General features: G+C 69.0%; 15 protein-coding genes. 8 read left to right on the top strand and 7 right to left on the bottom strand.

Annotated elements, in window-relative coordinates:
• Positions 1 to 255: 255 nt before the first annotated feature.
• The 5 genes from P3T41_RS07990 (at position 256) to P3T41_RS07970 (ending at position 8,222) form a co-directional block, all read left to right on the top strand.
• Positions 256 to 4,158: a LamG-like jellyroll fold domain-containing protein gene (locus P3T41_RS07990; protein ID WP_280688890.1), complete on the top strand. Its 3,903-nt coding sequence runs from the start codon at positions 256 to 258 to the stop codon at positions 4,156 to 4,158.
• 458 nt (positions 4,159 to 4,616) lie between these two features.
• Positions 4,617 to 5,387, top strand: coding sequence for a putative protein N(5)-glutamine methyltransferase (locus P3T41_RS07985; protein WP_280688889.1), 771 nt, complete (start codon positions 4,617 to 4,619; stop codon positions 5,385 to 5,387).
• Between the two features lie 121 nt (positions 5,388 to 5,508).
• On the top strand, positions 5,509 to 6,165 hold the full coding sequence (locus P3T41_RS07980) for a TetR/AcrR family transcriptional regulator (RefSeq protein ID WP_280688888.1): 657 nt from the start codon (positions 5,509 to 5,511) through the stop codon (positions 6,163 to 6,165).
• Between the two features lie 20 nt (positions 6,166 to 6,185).
• A complete protein-coding gene (locus tag P3T41_RS07975) occupies positions 6,186 to 7,172 on the top strand; it encodes an NADP-dependent oxidoreductase (RefSeq protein WP_280688887.1) in 987 nt (328 codons plus the stop codon).
• A 63-nt stretch (positions 7,173 to 7,235) separates the two neighbouring features.
• Positions 7,236 to 8,222 (top strand): DUF4190 domain-containing protein, encoded by a 987-nt coding sequence (locus tag P3T41_RS07970; RefSeq protein WP_280688886.1) that lies wholly within the window; start codon positions 7,236 to 7,238, stop codon positions 8,220 to 8,222.
• Between the two features lie 81 nt (positions 8,223 to 8,303).
• Here P3T41_RS07970 and P3T41_RS07965 read toward each other — a convergent pair whose 3' ends face one another.
• From P3T41_RS07965 to P3T41_RS07955, 3 genes are all read right to left on the bottom strand, one after another.
• A complete protein-coding gene (locus P3T41_RS07965) occupies positions 8,304 to 10,370 on the bottom strand; it encodes a hypothetical protein (RefSeq protein ID WP_280688885.1) in 2,067 nt (688 codons plus the stop codon).
• Between the two features lie 213 nt (positions 10,371 to 10,583).
• Positions 10,584 to 11,507: a hypothetical protein gene (locus P3T41_RS07960; protein WP_280688884.1), complete on the bottom strand. Its 924-nt coding sequence runs from the start codon at positions 11,505 to 11,507 to the stop codon at positions 10,584 to 10,586.
• Between the two features lie 154 nt (positions 11,508 to 11,661).
• Positions 11,662 to 12,192, bottom strand: a complete 531-nt coding sequence (locus P3T41_RS07955; RefSeq protein ID WP_280688883.1) for an ATP-binding protein — start codon at positions 12,190 to 12,192, stop codon at positions 11,662 to 11,664.
• 67 nt (positions 12,193 to 12,259) lie between these two features.
• Between P3T41_RS07955 and P3T41_RS07950 the strand changes: the two genes are divergently transcribed.
• Positions 12,260 to 13,135: a helix-turn-helix transcriptional regulator gene (locus tag P3T41_RS07950; RefSeq protein ID WP_280688882.1), complete on the top strand. Its 876-nt coding sequence runs from the start codon at positions 12,260 to 12,262 to the stop codon at positions 13,133 to 13,135.
• Positions 13,132 to 13,371 carry a DUF397 domain-containing protein gene (locus tag P3T41_RS07945; RefSeq protein WP_280688881.1) on the top strand — a complete coding sequence of 80 codons (240 nt, stop codon included), beginning with the start codon at positions 13,132 to 13,134 and terminating at the stop codon, positions 13,369 to 13,371. The genes P3T41_RS07950 and P3T41_RS07945 overlap by 4 nt, the downstream gene beginning before the upstream one ends.
• Before the next feature lie 117 nt (positions 13,372 to 13,488).
• Here P3T41_RS07945 and P3T41_RS07940 read toward each other — a convergent pair whose 3' ends face one another.
• The gene (locus P3T41_RS07940; RefSeq protein WP_280688880.1) at positions 13,489 to 14,025 is read right to left on the bottom strand and encodes a hypothetical protein; all 537 of its coding nucleotides are present in this window, start codon (positions 14,023 to 14,025) and stop codon (positions 13,489 to 13,491) included.
• An 89-nt stretch (positions 14,026 to 14,114) separates the two neighbouring features.
• Positions 14,115 to 14,672: a DUF3291 domain-containing protein gene (locus tag P3T41_RS07935; protein WP_280688879.1), complete on the bottom strand. Its 558-nt coding sequence runs from the start codon at positions 14,670 to 14,672 to the stop codon at positions 14,115 to 14,117.
• A 269-nt stretch (positions 14,673 to 14,941) separates the two neighbouring features.
• Here P3T41_RS07935 and P3T41_RS07930 point away from each other — a divergent pair, with 269 nt between their 5' ends.
• Entirely contained in the window at positions 14,942 to 15,502 is a 561-nt protein-coding gene (locus P3T41_RS07930) for a GNAT family N-acetyltransferase (RefSeq protein ID WP_280688878.1), read from the top strand.
• 63 nt (positions 15,503 to 15,565) lie between these two features.
• Here P3T41_RS07930 and P3T41_RS07925 read toward each other — a convergent pair whose 3' ends face one another.
• Positions 15,566 to 16,276: a class I SAM-dependent methyltransferase gene (locus tag P3T41_RS07925; protein WP_280688877.1), complete on the bottom strand. Its 711-nt coding sequence runs from the start codon at positions 16,274 to 16,276 to the stop codon at positions 15,566 to 15,568.
• 165 nt (positions 16,277 to 16,441) lie between these two features.
• A complete protein-coding gene (locus tag P3T41_RS07920; RefSeq protein ID WP_280688876.1) occupies positions 16,442 to 16,714 on the bottom strand; it encodes a hypothetical protein in 273 nt (90 codons plus the stop codon).
• Between the last annotated feature and the right edge of the window lie 220 nt (positions 16,715 to 16,934).

Below are 16,934 nucleotides of genomic sequence, written 5' to 3'. Positions count from 1 at the left end.
TAGCGGTGTTCACTGAGGACACGTCAAGATCATCACAGGCGTGAAGATTCTCACGCGCACGCATTCCGATGCTCTTTCCGCCAAACCCGGACAGCACCAGCCGTAAATGACTTGCCACGGTTCGTGACATCCACGAGCGTGTTGACGACTTTTGCCTACACAGGCCTCTCACCTTTTTCCTGGGGGACTTTCACCGTGACCAGCCGGCGCCATCACTTTGGCGCGCCCACTCGTCTCCTGACCACGGCCGCGGTCGTGGCACTGACGGCTGCCCTCGCCGGACCCATCGCGCACGCCGCAGGCCCATCGGGTCTGCCCTCGCAGGCCGCGATCGACGCCGCGACCGCCCTGCGCTCGCAGGAGCGGCCTCCGGCCAACGACACCGACAAGGCCATCGCGCAGGCCGAGGCGACCAAGCAGAACGTTCCGATCGACGCGCTGACCACGGAGTTCAGCGAGACGGTCGCGACGCCCACAGGTCATCTGTCCCTGACCAGCCACCCCGACCAGCAGCGCGTCAAGCGCAACGGCACCTGGCAAGCCTTGGACGCCGACCTGGCGGCCAACCCCGATGGCAGCTACTCGCCGAAGGCCTCGGTCGCGAACCTGGTGCTGTCCAAGGGCGGTGACGGTCCGCTGGCCACCATGACCAGCACGGACGGCAAGAAGCTCGCCCTGACCGCCCCGTTCGCGCTTCCCGCGCCCACCGTCAGCGGCGACAGCGTTCTCTACCCGTCTGTCGCCCCGGACATCGACCTCAAGGTCACTGCGACCAAGCTCGGTGGCCTGACCACCGTCCTGGTCGTCAAGACCCAAGCCGCAGCCGCCAATCCGGTCCTGAAGGACCTGCACTTCGACACCGTCGCCGACGGCGTCACCGTCAGCAGTGACCAGGTCGGTGACATCACCGCGACCGCTGCCGACGGCAACCCCCGCTTCCTCGCCCCCACTCCGCAGATGTGGGACAGCAGCACCACGCCCGCTGCTCCCGCCGCCAACGGTATGCAGCTACGCGCCGCCCTCCAGACCACAGCCGCCGGTGGCGACGGCACGGCCGCGCCCACCAGTACCACCGACGGCCCCGGTGCTGCATCCAAGGTCGCCACGATGCCGGTGAAGGCTGACGGCACGGGCATCGACCTCACCCCCGACCAGGACCTGCTGGCGCACGGCACCGCGCCCTACTACATCGACCCGGCCTGGGTGCCGTGGTCACCGTCGGCCAACTCCTGGACCTGGGTCCAGTCCGCTTACCCGAACTTGTCCAACTGGATGCGCTCGGGCAGCGGCGACTCCGACCACCCTGGTGTCGGCATCTGCGGCTACTACGCCGCCGGCAACAGCTGCTCCCCTGTCGACAAATACCGCAGCTTCTACCAGTTCGACATCAGCGGGCTCAACGGCGCGATCGTCTCCTCCGCCACGATGAACATGCAGGAGTACAGCTCCGCCGACTGGACCTGCGCCGACACCTACCCGCTGGACCTCTACCTCACCGGTGCCATCTACCCGCCCGGCAGCGGCCCCAACGGCACCGGCACCAACTGGACCAACCAGCCCGGCCAGGTCGGCGGCTCGCTCGGCGAGGACAAGGTCGGCGGCTCCGGCTGCGGTCCGAACATACCTTTCCAGTACAACATCACCGGCACCATGCAGCAGTACGCCAACAACGGCCAGCTGACCTTCGGCCTCTACGGCAACGAGAGCAACGACAACGCGTTCAAGCGCTTCACCTACCAGCCCTCGATATCCATCCAGTACGACCGCGTCCCCAACACCCCGACCAACCCAGCGGTCTGGCCGGCCCCCAAGACCATGAGCACGGGGACCACCAACCAGTCCTGCGGAGACGGCAACTCCAACGACTGGGCCTGGCTCGGCGCCGGCAGCAACCAGAACGGCGCGGTCTGGCTGAACGCCACCGTCTCCAGCCCCACCCAGGGCCAGCTGTGGTCCTGGGACCACCTCTGGGACTACCAGCTCTCCGGCGTCCCTGACGTGGCGTCCGGGTACTCGAACCTGGCGGCCAGCGGCGGCACCACCAGCTTCGGTGTGCCTGGCAGCGTCATCCAGGACGGTCACTCCTACGGCTACGGCATCATGGCCAGCGACCAACTGCCTGGCGTGTCCTGGTCCGCCTCCACCCCGACCTGCTACTTCAAGGTCGACCTGACTCCGCCGACCGTGACCTTCCCGTCCACCGTCAGCAACCTCGCCACGACATTCCCGCCCTCGGGCAACGGCCAGATCCCGCAGATCTACGCCGGCAAGACCGGCGCGGTCCCGTTCATCGCCACCGACCCGAACCCCTCGGGCCTGAACTCCTCCGGCGTCGGCTGCCTGCGCTGGGGCTGGGACCCACAACTGGCTGGCTCCAACTGGGCCTGCGGCTCGAACATGCCCAGCGGCCAGATCCCGGGCATCATCCCCGGCCACTGGGGCACCAACATCCTCTACGTCCAGGCCGAGGACAACGCCGGCAACCTCTCGCCGATCGCCCCGTACTCTTTCTACGCCCCGTGGAACCCCAACGGCCCCGCGCCGGTCTTCGGTGACATCACCGGCGACAGCGTCCCCGACATCGTCGCCCCGGACTCGGCCGGCAACCTGCGCTCCTACACCGTCCCGGGCAACCCGCTCGCCCAGGCGCCTGCCACCACCCTCGCCGCCCCTCAGGCCAAGTCACCCGGCGCTGACTCCTGGAACAACTACCTCATCACGCACCGCGGCAGCCTGAGCGGCGCCAATCACGTCGACGACCTAATCGCGTACAAGGTCGGCGCCAAGAGCCTGTACTACTACCAGAACCCCAACAACAACAGCATCACCGGCGCCTTCGACACCCCAAACCTGCTGACCAAGCCCGCCTGTGACCCCACCCTCACGGACTGCACCGGCTACAACGCCACCGACTGGTCCAGCGTGAAGCAGATCGCCGCCAGCGGCGACCCCAGCACCACCAACCTCGACCCCACCAAGCACTTCCTCAACCGCACCGGCCTGTTCACCGTGGAGACCAACCCCGCCAACGACGCGGCCCTCTGGTTCTACCCGGCAATCGCTAACGCCGTCTTCGGCTCACCGGTCAAACTTGCCGCAACCGGCTGGAAGAACCTCCAGCTGATCTCACCCGGCGACTGGGCGGGCCAGGGCCGCCCCGGCTTGTGGGCCCGCGATACCAGCACCAGCAACGCCAGCGGCAACATCACTGCCTACACCTTCAGCACTGGCACCATCACCGTCAACGTCCCCTTCGCTGGCTCGGTCACTCTCCCCACCCTCACTGGCATCGCCACCAGCACCCAGATCAACAGCGGTGTCACCACCGCCAACTGGCCCACCATCGGCTCCGACGGCGACCTCACGGGCAACGGCCACCCCACCCTCTGGGGAATCACCCCCTCCGGCGACATCCAGATCTGGACCGGCAACACCACTGGTGCCGACACCGCCACGCCCGGCTACACCTTCACCACCGGCCCCGACACCGTCCTCAACACCGGAGCACCCAACTACGAGTGGAAGTTGGCCTCGGCGAGCCCGCCCCTCGACGTCAACGGCCAGAACCCGCTGACCGCCAGCCCCAGCGGCGCCTACCAGTGGGAGGCCGACCACAACGGCACCCCCAACGCCGCCGCCTCGTTCCATGGCGCCTCGACCCCCAGCTACCTCCAGGCCAACATCCCCACCCCCGACACCACCAAGAGCTTCTCGGTCTCGGCCTGGGCAAAGATCAACAGCACCTACGACAACCAGACCATCCTCTGCCTCGCCGGCAACCAACGCAGCCCCTTCTACCTCCAGTACTCCAAGTCCTTCGGCACCTGGGCCTTCATCGCAGCCGGCGCCGACGACATCAACACCCCGACCTACTACTCGGCCTCGGCCAACACAGCGCCACAGGTCGGGGCTTGGACGCACCTCACCGCCACGTACAACGCCGACACCAAGGCCATGACCCTCTACGTCGGCGGCCAGTTCGCCGGCTCGGGCACCAACCCCAGCCCCTGGAAGACCACCGGACCGACCATCATCGGCGCATCGGCCGCCACCGGATACAGCCTCAGCAACGCCCTGGACGGCGCCGTCAGCGACGTCCAGATCTACCCCTACGCCCTCACCAACCAGCAGGTGACGAACATCTACCAGAACAGCTGAGCCGCACCGACTCACCCTGAGCAACACCCGGACCCGCAGGCAACGCAACGCTGTTAGCTGATCCGGGCTCTGCCACTCTGCCCCGCCGGGAGTACCCGGCGGGGCAGAGTGGCTATCAGGACTGACCAGCAGGTTACTCAGCAGTAGGTCCTTCGGCAGGCATGGCGCCTTCGAGGCCTCACCATGAATGACGCCGCTGCCCACCCGGCTTCGACACCCCTCGCCGAGAATTCCTCCACCCCCGCCCCGCAGCCCCCCTCTGTTACTCTTGCCGCCGCAGGCCCGCACCACGGCCCTGCCGGACCACGACCCAGGAGGTGAGACCCATTACCGCTGTTGCAGCCCGGGTGCTCTCCCCGCGCGGTCCCGCCGTACGCCACTCGTAGACGCAGGCGTAGACGACAGAGACAGACCGCGAGAGCACCCTTCGGTCACCCCGGAAGGCATCCACCGCTCTCATGTCGCCCCTCCCCCACATCGTCACCCAACTCCGCGCCGCCGGCTGTGTCTTCGCCGAGGACGAGGCGGACCTGATCGTCGCCACCGCCACCACGCCCGAGCAGCTCGCCGCCATGGTCGAGCAGCGCGTTGCCGGGTTCCCGCTGGAACACGTGCTCGGCTGGGCCGACTTCCACGGCCTGCGGATCTCGCTCGACCCCGGCGTCTTCGTGCCTCGGCGCCGCACCGAGTTCCTGGTCGACTGCGCGGCCGAACGCACCGCGCCCGGCGCCCTCGTCATCGACCTCTGCTGCGGGTCCGGCGCGCTCGGCGCGGCGCTGGCCGCCAGCGTCGACGGCGGCGTCGAGCTGCACGCCGCTGACGTCGACCCCGCTGCCGTCGCCTGCGCCCGCCGCAACCTTCCGGCCGGGGCGCACGCCTACGAAGGCGACCTGTTCGACCCGCTGCCCACCCGCCTGCGCGGCCAGGTCACCGTTCTGCTCGCCAACGTCCCGTACGTCCCGACCGGGGACATCGCGCTGCTGCCCACCGAAGCCCGGGTGCACGAGGCCCGCGTCGCGCTGGACGGCGGCGCGGACGGTTTGGACGTGCTGCGCCGGGTCGCCCGTGCCGCGCCCGAGTGGCTGGCGCCGGACGGGGCGCTGCTCTTCGAGACCAGCGAGCGGCAGGTGCCGAACGCGGTGGCCACGGTGCGCGCGGCCGGGCTGGGTGTGGAGATCCGCAGGGACGAGGAGTTGGAGGCGACCGTGATCGTGGCCACGGCTGCCTGACGGTACGTCAGCCTGCCGCCGTTGACTCCTCAAACACCCCTTCGACAAGGAGTCGATGTGCGCACTGCTTACATTGCGGCTACGATCGCAATGTAAGCAGTGCACACTCGAGAGGAGTCCCATGGGCAAGCCGAGCGACTCCTACCACCACGGCGACGCGCGGGCCGCGTGCCTGCGTGCGGCGCGTGAGCTGCTGGAAGAGGGCGGCGGCGGGCTTTCGGTGCGCGCTGTGGCCCGGCGGGCCGGCGTGTCGGCGACCGCTCCGTATCGGCATTTCCCCGACCGGGAGGCGTTGGTCTCCGCGGTCGCCGCGCAGGGGTACCGCGAGCTTGCGGAGCGCCTCGCCGCGGCGCACCCAGCGCCCGCGACGCCTGAGGATCTCGCGGACGTCGCCGTGGCCTATGTGCAGTTCGCCCTTGCGCACCCGGCCCTGTTCCGGGCCATGTTCTCGGAGCCCTGCGACCCGGGCAACGCCGAAAGGGCCGCCGCGACCGCCGCCATCTCCGCGTACGTCGACGGCCTCGTCCGGCGAGCCTTTCGGAAGCACGGCAGTGAAGCGGGCCCGGGTGCCGACGACTTCGAGGCGCTGTCCACCGCCGTCTGGGCCCTGGTGCACGGCCTCGCGTTCCTGCACCTCGACGGCAAGTTCGACGCTTCCGTGCCGGAGGTCGTCGCCGACCGGGTCCGTGGCGCCGTCCACGCGAATCTCGGCGTGGCAGCACCCCGGCCTCGGACCGAACAGCGGGCTCGGACCGAACAGAGCAGTGAAAGCGAGTAACTCTCATGCAGGCATACGTCATGACCCGATACGGCGACGCGAGCGCGATGGAACTGCGCGACGTCCCCGAGCCCGCGCCGAGCAGCGGCGAGGTGCTCATTCGCGTGCGCGCGGCGGGGCTGAACCCGGTCGACTTCAAGATCCGCGAAGGCAAGATGCGTTTGCTCAAGCGCCTCGACCTGCCCATGGTGGCAGGCAGCGAACTGTCGGGTGCCGTCGAGGCGATCGGCGACGGCGTCACGCGTTTCGCGGTCGGCGACCGGGTGTTCGCCAGGGTGGACAAGGACAAGCTGGGCGCCTACGCCCCGTATGCCGTCGTCGACGAGGCCTTGGTGGCGAAGATGCCGACGTCGCTGGACTTCGCCGATGCCGCCGGACTCCCGCTCGCCGGGCTGACCGCGCTGCAGGCACTGCGCGACGAACTGGCCGTCAAGGCGGGCGACCGGGTGTTCATCTCCGGCGGAGCCGGCGGCGTCGGCACCCTCGCCATCCAACTCGCCGCCTGGCTGGGCGCGACGGTGGCCACCACCGCATCACCGCGTGGCGAGGAACTGGTGCGCTCCCTCGGGGCCGAAACGGTCATCGACTACCGGACGCAGAAGTTCAAGGACCAACTCAGCGACTACGACGGCGCATTCGACCTGACCGGCGGCCAGGACCTGCTCGACAGCTTCGCCATCCTCAAGCGCGGCGCCAGGACCGTCTCCATCGCCGGGATCCCCGACGCGACCACGGCCCGCGTGGACCTGGGCGCCGGCCCGCTGCTGACCGCCGTACTGACGGCGGCCAGCGCCAAGATCCGCCGCGCGGCCCGACGCAAGGGTGTCGGCTACCGGTACCTGTTCATGCACCCCAGCGGAGCGGACCTCGAGGTGCTGGCCGGACTGGTCGACAAGGGCATGCTCAAAACGGTGACCGACCGAGTCTTCCCCTTCGAGCAGATCGCCGACGCCTTCGCGTACCTGGAACAGGGCCACGCCAAGGGCAAAGTCGTCGTCCAGCTGTGAGCTCCGCTAGAGTCCGGCCACGATCGAACGGCTGCGCGGGCAGCGGGCTTGGGGGCGGGGAGCATGACGGACGCAGCACGGCCGGACAACGGGGAGCCTCAGGCGGAACCGCAGGACGCGGCTCCACACGACGCCGGTTCCCCTGATCCGTGGGCGCCGCCGCAGGACGACGCACCGCAGGACGCCCGCCCCGCCGGTGCCCCGTGGCCACCGCCCGGCAACGGCCCGTACCCCCACCCATACGCGCAGGTCGGCCACCCATACGCGCAGGTCGGCCCGTACCCCTACCCGTACGACGGGCGCCCGGTGGTCGAGGGAACCAACGGGCTGGCCATCACCTCGCTGGTCACCGGGGTCACCTGCTGCCTCTGGCCGGCCGCGCTGGGTTTCGGAATCGCAGCGCTGGTCCAGCTCCGGCGCCGCCGCCAGGAGGGGTTCGGGATCGCCGTTGCGGGAGTGGTGCTCGGGACGCTCGGGCTGATCGGGGGGACGGTGGGCATGGTGAGCGGCGTCCTGCACGTCCACGCGAGCGCTACCGGGGCTGGTCCTTCAACGCCCGCGCTGCCCTTCCCCCTGCCCAGCGACATCCCCAGCGACCCTGGTGGCTCCGCCGATCTGAACCCGACTCAGCAGGCCTTCGTGCAGGACCTCACCGAGCTCAGATTGCAGGACGAGATTCTGCAGGACCCGATGACCGACCCGGGGATGGCGGGCGGGGAGGCAGAGCGCACCGCCCAGGCACTCGCGGACGCCGAGGTCTTTCTCGACCAGACGCAGTGGCCCGCCGAGGTCAAGGGCCAGATCGCCGTGCTGGTGAACAGCTTCGAGGCCGACGCGACCGTATGGAACGCGGTCAGCACCAACACCACCGACCCGGTGGGGGCCTTCCAGGCAGCCCTGCGGACCAACGCCCCCTCGATCGCCGAGGCCATCGCCCGCAAAGCACTCTCGCTCACCGACGACGACCGGCCGGTCGACCCGGGCAACGGGATACCGGGCGATCCGAGCAGCACCCAGCCGACCGACAGCGCCGCCCCGGCCGCAGTCTGAGCCCAAGGCGGCCGTAGCGGAGCAGCAGCAGGCACTGAACTCGGCCGGCCCATCCGTCGCCCCGTCTGTCAGCAGCGGACGTCAGCAGTGGATACCGAGCTTGCCGAGGTCGGTCCACGTGTGCAGGCCGGTGCCGTTGATGATGACGAGCCGGTCGACGAGGAGTCCTCCGCCGCCCGGATCGCAGAGGTTCTGGCGTGATTGGCGGAAGGCCCTGCTCTGTATCCAGTTCTCCAGATCCGCCTGGTTGCTCATGGCCAGGTAGCCGAACGAGGGCTCGAGGTAGAGCTGCAGGACCCGCTCGAAGCCGGGCGGAGCCTTCTCGGCCAGCGTGTCGTCCCCGTTCGGGCCGCCTGCCTTGCCGTTGAGCTGGTTGGCGCCCTTGCGCACGTTCGTCCCAAGGTTCTTGTACGAGGTGAGCGTCTTGATCTGGACGGCGCGTTTCACGGGCTGGCCGTTCTCGGTGCCGGTGTAGATGTAGTCGGCCTGGTACCGCGTGCCGTCGACTATGTACGGCCCGTCGTACCAGACCTTCGCGGTCGGGTCGGTCTGCAGCAGGTGGGCGACCTGCTCCATCTCCCGGACGTCGGTGGGCGCAATCGCCTTGGGAATGATGGTGCGCAGGTCGTCGGGGTTCTGCAGGCGCCCGGAGCTGGTGATCGTCGACAGCAACGGCAGGAGTCCGCGCGTGTTGGCACTGTCGAGGGCCTTCAGCGCGGCCGTGTTGGCTTCGGTGTTCGAGGCCGGGGTGTTCTGGGTCATCTGGTCCAGCAGGTTCACCGCGGCTGCCCGCAACGGCGTTGCGACGCTGCTGACTTCGGCCTGGTCGTCGGGGTTCAGGTTCCGGGCCCGCAGCCGCTGCGGCACTGCGGGGTCCTGGCCGTACAGGGCCGAGGAGTACACCCAGGTGCTGACGGTGACCGAGACGGTCTGGCCGGGCGGCGCCTGGTTGGGCCTGCTGGCGCTGGCCTGCCGGCTGTCGCCCGGGGCTATCGTTCCCAGGGGGAAGGGCGTCTCGGGAAACCCGGGAGCGCTGACGTAGAGGGTGGCGTCCGCCGGCTGGTCGCCGGTGTTCGTGACCTCGAAGGTCATCGGGCACGACGGGGTGCTGCAGTCCGTCCCGCTGGTCTGGGTCGCCGAGAACGCAGCTCCCTGGGCCGTGCCGGTGCCGGTCGGATCCGAGCTGCCAGCCGTCCCGGAGGGGACGGCCGTGGAGGAGGCACCGGCGACAGCCGGCGGTACTGCCGCCGCCTCGGCGGGGCAGGCGGGCGCGGGAACGAAGAACAGGCTGGGTGGGCCGGCGGGGTCGCCGGTACCGGGGTCGTCCGTGGGCAGCACCGACGACCGGAAGCCCGCGTCAACCACCTTCGTGGAGTGGACGGGCGCGGTCCAGGCGGCCGACCGGACCGGGCCGGAGTCGTGCGGGGTGCCGCCGATGCCGAGGACCGTGTACGGGGCGGTGGAGGCCACGAGCACCGTCCAGTCGCCCGCCGTGTAGGACGTCGCCGGCCGGCCGCCGAACGAACCGGCGTCCCCGCGCACAGCCGTGGGGTCGGAGGTGACCTGCTTGACCAGCGAGCCCAGCGACGCCGGGGTCAGCGTGCCCACGTCCACGGCGAAGTTGTCGAGCAGGTAGTAGCCGTCGCGCTTCTGCGGTGCGACCCAGTGACCGCTCGCGGAGACGTCAAAGTCGTACAGGGGCGACTGGGTCCCCCAGAACGCGGCGTCACCCTTGAGGTAGAGCTGCCCGGCGTTCCAGGCGAGATCCGAACTGCCGGCGTCCGGCTCGTGCAGGGTCCCGGTGGCCTGACCGGCGGCGGTGACCGTCAAGTCGGCCTGCGTCAACGTCCCGTCCTGGCCCGGGTCGTAGACCATCGACAGCTGCACGGCCGGCAACACGCTGAGCGCCTGGGCCGCTGCTGTCGCGTGGGCGGCCGCGTTGCCGTTCGCGGACCGGCCCGAGCCGCCCGGCCACAGGACGTACCCGACGCTCCCCAGCACGAGCAGCCCCGCCACGGCCAGCGCGACGAGCCGCCGGCGCGACCGGCCCGCACCGGCCGCAGGGACCGGTGGCGGCGGTCCGCCATACGGCCAGGGCCCGGGATCACCGGGCTGCTCGTCGGCGCCCGCCGCTATGTCGTCCGTCATGACGAAATCTCCCCTTCGCGACACGATCAGGTGGTCAGGTCCGCCGAGCACGGGCCACCCCCTCACACCAACGAGAGGCCCGAACAACGGCCGGACAGCCCTATGCTGCGCACCGCGTCGATGAGCGGACAGGCCAGAGCACCGGCCATTCATGGCCCCCGTGCCTGACCTCGGACTTTACGGAGTAGGCGGCGACCGTTGTCTGACGATCTGTCATGTAGTGGCGGTCACGGATGCCACCCGTTCACGCCAGCCCATCCGAACGGGTCCGGGGCCACTGCGTGCGCTCGCTGCCGCCGCCGCTGCCTGTCGGCACTCTCCGCAGGCGGCCTCGCCGCTGACCGGCCGGAACGGGCGCTCGCACCCATCGCAGTTCACCAGCGCCACCACGGCGGATCGCTCCGGCGCGTCCGGGATCTTGTGCACCAGCCGGTGGTGCAGCAACGCATACGCACTCTTCAACTCCCCCGGCAACCCGGCGGTGAGCACATGCCGCAGCGACTCCGAACTCACGCCCCTGGCCAGCCACTCGGCCGCCAGCGGCGCCAACCGCCGCACCTCGGAGCCGCCGAGCACCAGGCGCGGGTCACTGCGCCGCAGCGCGAGCAACACGCGCTCAGCTTTGGCGCGTTCTTCCGTGGGCGGCGGGACCGGGAGGGGGGAAGTCTCATCCTCCCCCAGTCTTTCCTCCTCTGGGAGGACGGTGCCGGGTGACGGCGCCTCGGCCTCACCGTCCTCTCGTCCTCCGGCATCCGGTTCGTCATCGCTCTGATCCAGCCGCTCCAGCCGCTCCAGCTGCGCGAAGTGCGCGGCGAACAACCGCTCAGCGTCCTTCTCGCTCATCGGCTCATCGCACAGCAGTGACTCGCTGCGAATCTGCCCGCTCCGGCCGCGCCAGCGCGTGTGGTGCAGCAGACCGGCGTGCGCGAGGTTCTTGCGCGCCCTCGCTGCGGTGACTCGTCCGCCGGTCAAGCCGTCGGCCAGTTCGGTGACGGTGGTGCGGGCAGCCTTGGTCTCCGTGAGCGCCTGGCCCCGGACCGCCAGCCGGAAGGCGCTGTCTGACAGGTCGTCATCCCAGATCTGGGAGTTGCGAATCCTCGTGAAGTCGCGCGTGGGCGCGCTAACATGCCTAAGCATCTCTCGTGGACTCCTAGCATCCACTGGGCGGTGAAGAGCCCGGCGCCGGTGCTACCAACACCTGCCGGGCTCGCCCATTTCTTGCAGGGCTACCGCGCTTTCGCGGCCACCGTACACCACGCTTCGCGCACATCCGGACACTGTCCGCAACTGATCATTTCTGCTGACTTCCCGTCAGATCCAGCTCACACCAGAGCGTTTTCCGCGAGGGCGGCCGCGCCACCGCCCCCCACCGATCGGCCAACGCGTCCACCAGGAGCAGCCCACGCCCCGACTCCGCGTCGAGCGCCGGGCCCTCCGGCAAGCTCGGCACCTGCTCCCCGCGCCAGTCCGACACCTCGATCCGCAGCAGCGTCGCCAGCCCCGGACACGGCCCGAGCCGCATCCCCAACTCGAAGTCGTCGCCTCGTACATGACCATGCATGATCGCGTTCGACGCCAGCTCGGCCACGATCAGTTCGGCGTCCTGGAACAGCTCGTCGCTGGGAGTCCAGCCCCAGCAGATCAGTTGACGGGCCGCCGTCTGCCGCGCCCGGCGCGCGCCGCGTCTCGTTGAGGGGAACTGCCAGCCGGCGCAGAGTGCGGTGTCGGTCTGCTGGGCAAGGGTGATTTCGGACTTCATGCCATCGAGCGTGGCGGGATCCGCGTACGCTGACCAGAGGGTCAGCCGGTACAGAGCGTGCACGGTACGAATACGCTCCGTACCCAGTACGGAACTGCGGCAGTAACCAGGTGCGGGGCGGTGGTCACCAATGACGGCAGCGGACCAGCATGACGACGAAGAGCGCCCGGAGGCGCCGGAGGACTCGGACGACAGTACGGAGTTCTTCCGCGCGATCGGGAAGCAGCTCAAAGTCCTGCGCGAGCGCGCGAATCTGACGCAGAAACAGACGGCCGACCTGTTCGGCTACAGCGAGGACCTGATCTCCTCGCTGGAGCGCGGGCGGCGGGTGATGCAGAAGGAGTTCCTCCTTGCGGTGGAGATGAAGCTGGACGCGGGCGGACTGTTCGAGGTCATCCAGGACGAGGTCGAGCAGGCCAAGCTGAAGGCAAAGGTGCGGCATCCGGCGTTCTTCCGGAGCTACGCAAGACTCGAAGCCTTGGCTGTCGAGCGGCACGAGTACAGCATTCACGACGTCCCAGGCCTACTCCAGACCGAAGACCACGCCCGCGCAGTGTTCGCGATGCGCAAGCCCCTCCTCGCCGAACAGACCATCGAGGATCGGGTCATGGCCCGCATGGCCCGTCAGGAACTCCTGGACCGCTGGCCAGCGCCGGAACTCAGCTGGATCATCGAGGAAGCCGTACTGCGCCGACCGATCGGCGGCCGAGCCGTACACACCGGACAGTTGGAGAAGCTGCTCAAGGTTGGCCGGAAGCGCAACGTCGAGCTCCAGGTGATGCCGCTCGACCGCATCGAACACGCCGGATTGAGTGGCTCGTTCATCCTCCTCACCCCCAAGGGCAAGCCACAGCTCGGCTACATCGAGGCTCAGAGCTTCAGCCACCTGACCAGGGACCATGAGGAGGTCCGTATCCTGGCGGCAAAGTACGGCAGCCTCAGGGCCCAGGCGCTCACGCCACCCGAGTCCCTGGCTCTGATCGAGAAGATGCTGGGAGAACTATGAGCACCGCGCAACTCACCTGGTTCAAGAGCAGCTACAGCGGCGACGAGGGCGGCAACTGCATCGAGATCGCCTGGGTCAAGAGCAGCCACAGCAACGCCGAAGGTGGCGAGTGCATCGAGGTCGCGACCACCCCCACCACCATCCACGTCCGCGACTCCAAGGACAAGACCGGCCCAGCCCTCTCCTTCCCGTCCCCCAGCTGGACCGCCTTCCTCACCCTCGCCACCACCACCTGACCCCCCATCACCCCCCAGCGGGGCGCACCCACCCACGCGCCCCGCACCCCTCCCCGCGAGCACCCGACAACCGGTACAGAATCACCTTCGGCGGCGGTCGCCCGGCTCAGGCAGGGGTCACGGAGTAGAGCGGGGCGCCGGGAGCTCGCGGGCGTACTCGTGCCAGTAGGCCGCTATCTCGGTGGTCTGCCTCAGCACGCGATCAGGGGCGGGCGGGCACGGCCAGAACTGAAGCAGATAACGATCCAGTTGGGGCTCCTCCCGCTTCCGGGTGTCCGCCTCCCTCCCCTCCGCCATCCCCCGGGCGCAGTAGCGGACCCGATACGACCGCTCCTCGAGGTCCAGCGACCATTCGGCCGCACCGGCCCACTCGAGCAGGTTGGAGGACGGCGAGACCGGAGTGAACGGAACCTCCACGGCCTCCTCCCATGCATCATCCAACACCGGCTGCTCGTCGTGCAGTTCGACGGCCAGCCCGACCTTGCCGGTGTGCAGACCGGTCTGCAAGAACAGCGCACCCTCCCGCGCACCACCGCACAGCCCGACGACCTGCCCGGCGAACGCCTGGGCCAGATCGACCTCGAAGTCATCGTCGCTCTCGACATAGAACTGGCCGTAGTGCACATGGATCTCGCCGTCGAACAGGATCCGCATCGTGTCCCCATCCCTGGTACTCGAACTGTCGATACCTGACCCTCGCCCCTGGTACTGACACATCACCTTTGGTCGTTCAGGCTTCCTTGTCAGCGAACCTGGTCGCTCTTCGACCCGATGCCTTCGATCCTGGTCGGAGTTCCCTCCGGGGCGAACGAGTGGTGGAAGGTGAAGGCGTGCGGCGCGGAGCCGTGGTCGTGGAGGTGTTCCAGCCTGGAAACCCCGTCCTGCCAGGTGGGTGTCACGCCGTCAGAGACCCACCAGCACACGTAATTCGGGCGTCCTGTCCTCTCGAACCAGTCGTAACGCCTGTTCAGCGCCCCACGGTGCAGACCGGTGTAGATGGCGTCGAAGGCGAGGTGCAGGTCGGTCCAGAGTGAGAGGGTCGCGGCCAGGGCGGTGGTTTCCACCGTACGACCCTTGCCGTACCAGGTCGGTACGGCGAACTCTCCCCATGCACCCCAGTCCAAGTCGAAGAGTGCGCCCCGGTCGCCGTCTGCCGCTTCAGCGCGAGCGAGGTACCCGGGGTGCTGGCTGATCTTCCGGTAGATGGCCTCGCCGCTGTCGTAGAACTCGTTCGTGAGAGGTGCGGGATCGGCGAGAGGTGACTTCAGAACGCCGAATGTGTACAGCGCAAGATGGGGCATGCGTCTCTCCCTGGTTGGGGGTGCCTGGTGTGGACCTGCGGGCGGCTCGGCCTGAAGGAACTCCTGTGCGGCCGTGGGCGATAGCCGAAGACCAGGTGAAGGTAGCTGCCTCCGCGCCCCATGTCGAAGTTGCGTTTTCCCTGCCCAAGTGGCCTCTTGCACAGGTCATTGCGGGGGCCTGGGCGGTGACCCTCGGGCGGGCACCAGGGCGCCCCCGTTGCCGAGGAAAACCGTTGGGCTGTCCGACCAGCTTCAGGCATGATCGACTCGTGGACACCTACCTGGAGACCGAGCGCCTGGCCCTGCGCCGCTTCACTGCCGATGACGCGGACCTGCTGATCGAGCTGGACAGCGACCCGGCGGTGATGCGCTACCTGACCGGCGGCAATCCGACAGCACCGGAGGTCGTCCGCGAGCGCCACCTGCCGAACATCCTCGCCGGCTACGAGAAGTGGGGCGGCGACCTCGGACTGTTCGCCGCGCACGAGAAGGACGGCGGCGCGTTCATCGGCTGGTTCATCCTGCGTCCCGAGCCGGAGGGCCCGCTGGACGAAGTCGAGCTCGGCTACCGGCTGCGGCAAGCGGCTTGGGGCAAGGGTTATGCCACCGAGGGCTCGCGAGCCTTGCTGGGCAAGGCGTTCACGGAGCTCGGTGTGCGCATGGTCTGGGCTGACACGATGTCCGTGAACCACGGTTCGCGCAACGTCATGGAGAAGCTCGAAATGACGCTCGCGGACACCATCCCTACTCCCGCCGACATGGAGATGATCGAGGGCTCCGAGCATGGAGGCGTGCGGTACGAGATCACCAAGGAGCAGTGGGGGCAGTAGTAGCCACGGCGCGCCACGGACTGCTGGTCACCGTCAACGACACCCCTTACTGGGCGAGCAGGTTCAGGGCTGGCGGCAGGCGCGCAGCAGCAGGGTGTCGGCCGCGCGCGGGCCCGGCGTAGCCGGCGGCAGGAGGTCGGCGGTGATGCCGGTGAACCCTGCCTCGTCCAACAGCTTGGTCCAGACGTGCTCCTGGAGGACCCAGCGGCGCATCGTCGCCGCGGTGCCATCGGGGTTCTTGGCCGGGATGTCGGCGTGGACGACATCCGGCTCGGCCGGCGCGCCGGTCAGGTAGTGGCCGAGCGTGGCGACGACGAACAGCCCGCCGGGACGCAGCGCCGTGGCGGTGGCGGGCAGCAACCGGCGGGGGTCGGCGAAGTCGACGGCGCCGAAGACGCTGTAGGCGGCGTCGTAGTGGTCGGGGTGGTCGATCAGGTGCTGGGTCACGTCGGCGTGGACGGGTCGCAGCGTGGGCGCGAGATGGCTGTAGAGGTCGAGCGCGATGGCGTGCTGGGCGGGCGATGCGTCGATGGCGTCGACCTGCGCGGGGTTGTGCTGGACGGCGAGGTGGGCGGCGTGGCGAGCGGCGCCGGAGCCGAGGTCGGCCACGTGCCGGCCGGCCAGGGCACCGAGGAGTTCGGCGCCCGGACCGGTGTCCTGGCCCCAGGTCCAGAAGAAGGAGGAGGGGACGGTGCGGTCGGTGGCGGCCCGGTTGCGGCCGTAGTGGTGCCAGAGGTCTGCCGGGGCGGGGCGGGCGGGCGTGGTCGCGGTCACCCGGCCAATCCTGGCGGCCCGGCACGTGGCGGCGGGCGGCTTCGAGGGAATTTCACTCGTCCGCGCCAGGCGGGGAGCAGGGGCTGCACTTCGCGGCGGGGGCCGCTCCAGCGGACGCTACTCGCTGCGGTTGTGGGTGCGTTCGCAGCGTTGGGCGGCGCGGCCTCAGATGATGTTGAAACCCCGGTCCGCGTCGTAGATGTCCGCTTCCACGACGTAGACGACCTTCCAAGCCGGGACCACGATGTACTTCACCATGGCGGAATCGGACCAACTCGACCGTGTGAGGTCGTCGTTCGTGTAGGCGAGGTGGGTGTCGGGGCCGTAGGGATTCTCGGCGATCTTGCTGACGAGCCTCAACAGCGACCGCCGGTCAGCGGGTGGGAGGTAGTCGCGGAGCCTTCCCGCCTGCTCGGTGAACTCGACACGGAACTTCATGATGGTCGGAGCGTAGGTCGGCGTGCACGATCCGGCCATCGGATTTTCGGATGGTTCGGTGGCGGAATCGGTGGACGTGGCCAATGACGAGCTGAGCCCCTTCTGACCCGCCAGCGGCTTCGGCCCCCGCATGGCTGTCGACCTGCTCCAAGTGCCAGGGCCTGCTGCAACCGGAATTGATCCGCCGAGCGCTCCCCATCCGTGTCCTCAAGCGAAGCAC

The organism is Kitasatospora sp. GAS204B (genome assembly GCF_029892155.1).
Lineage (GTDB): Bacteria > Actinomycetota > Actinomycetes > Streptomycetales > Streptomycetaceae > Kitasatospora.
This window is presented reverse-complemented; position numbering and strand designations above follow the sequence as displayed.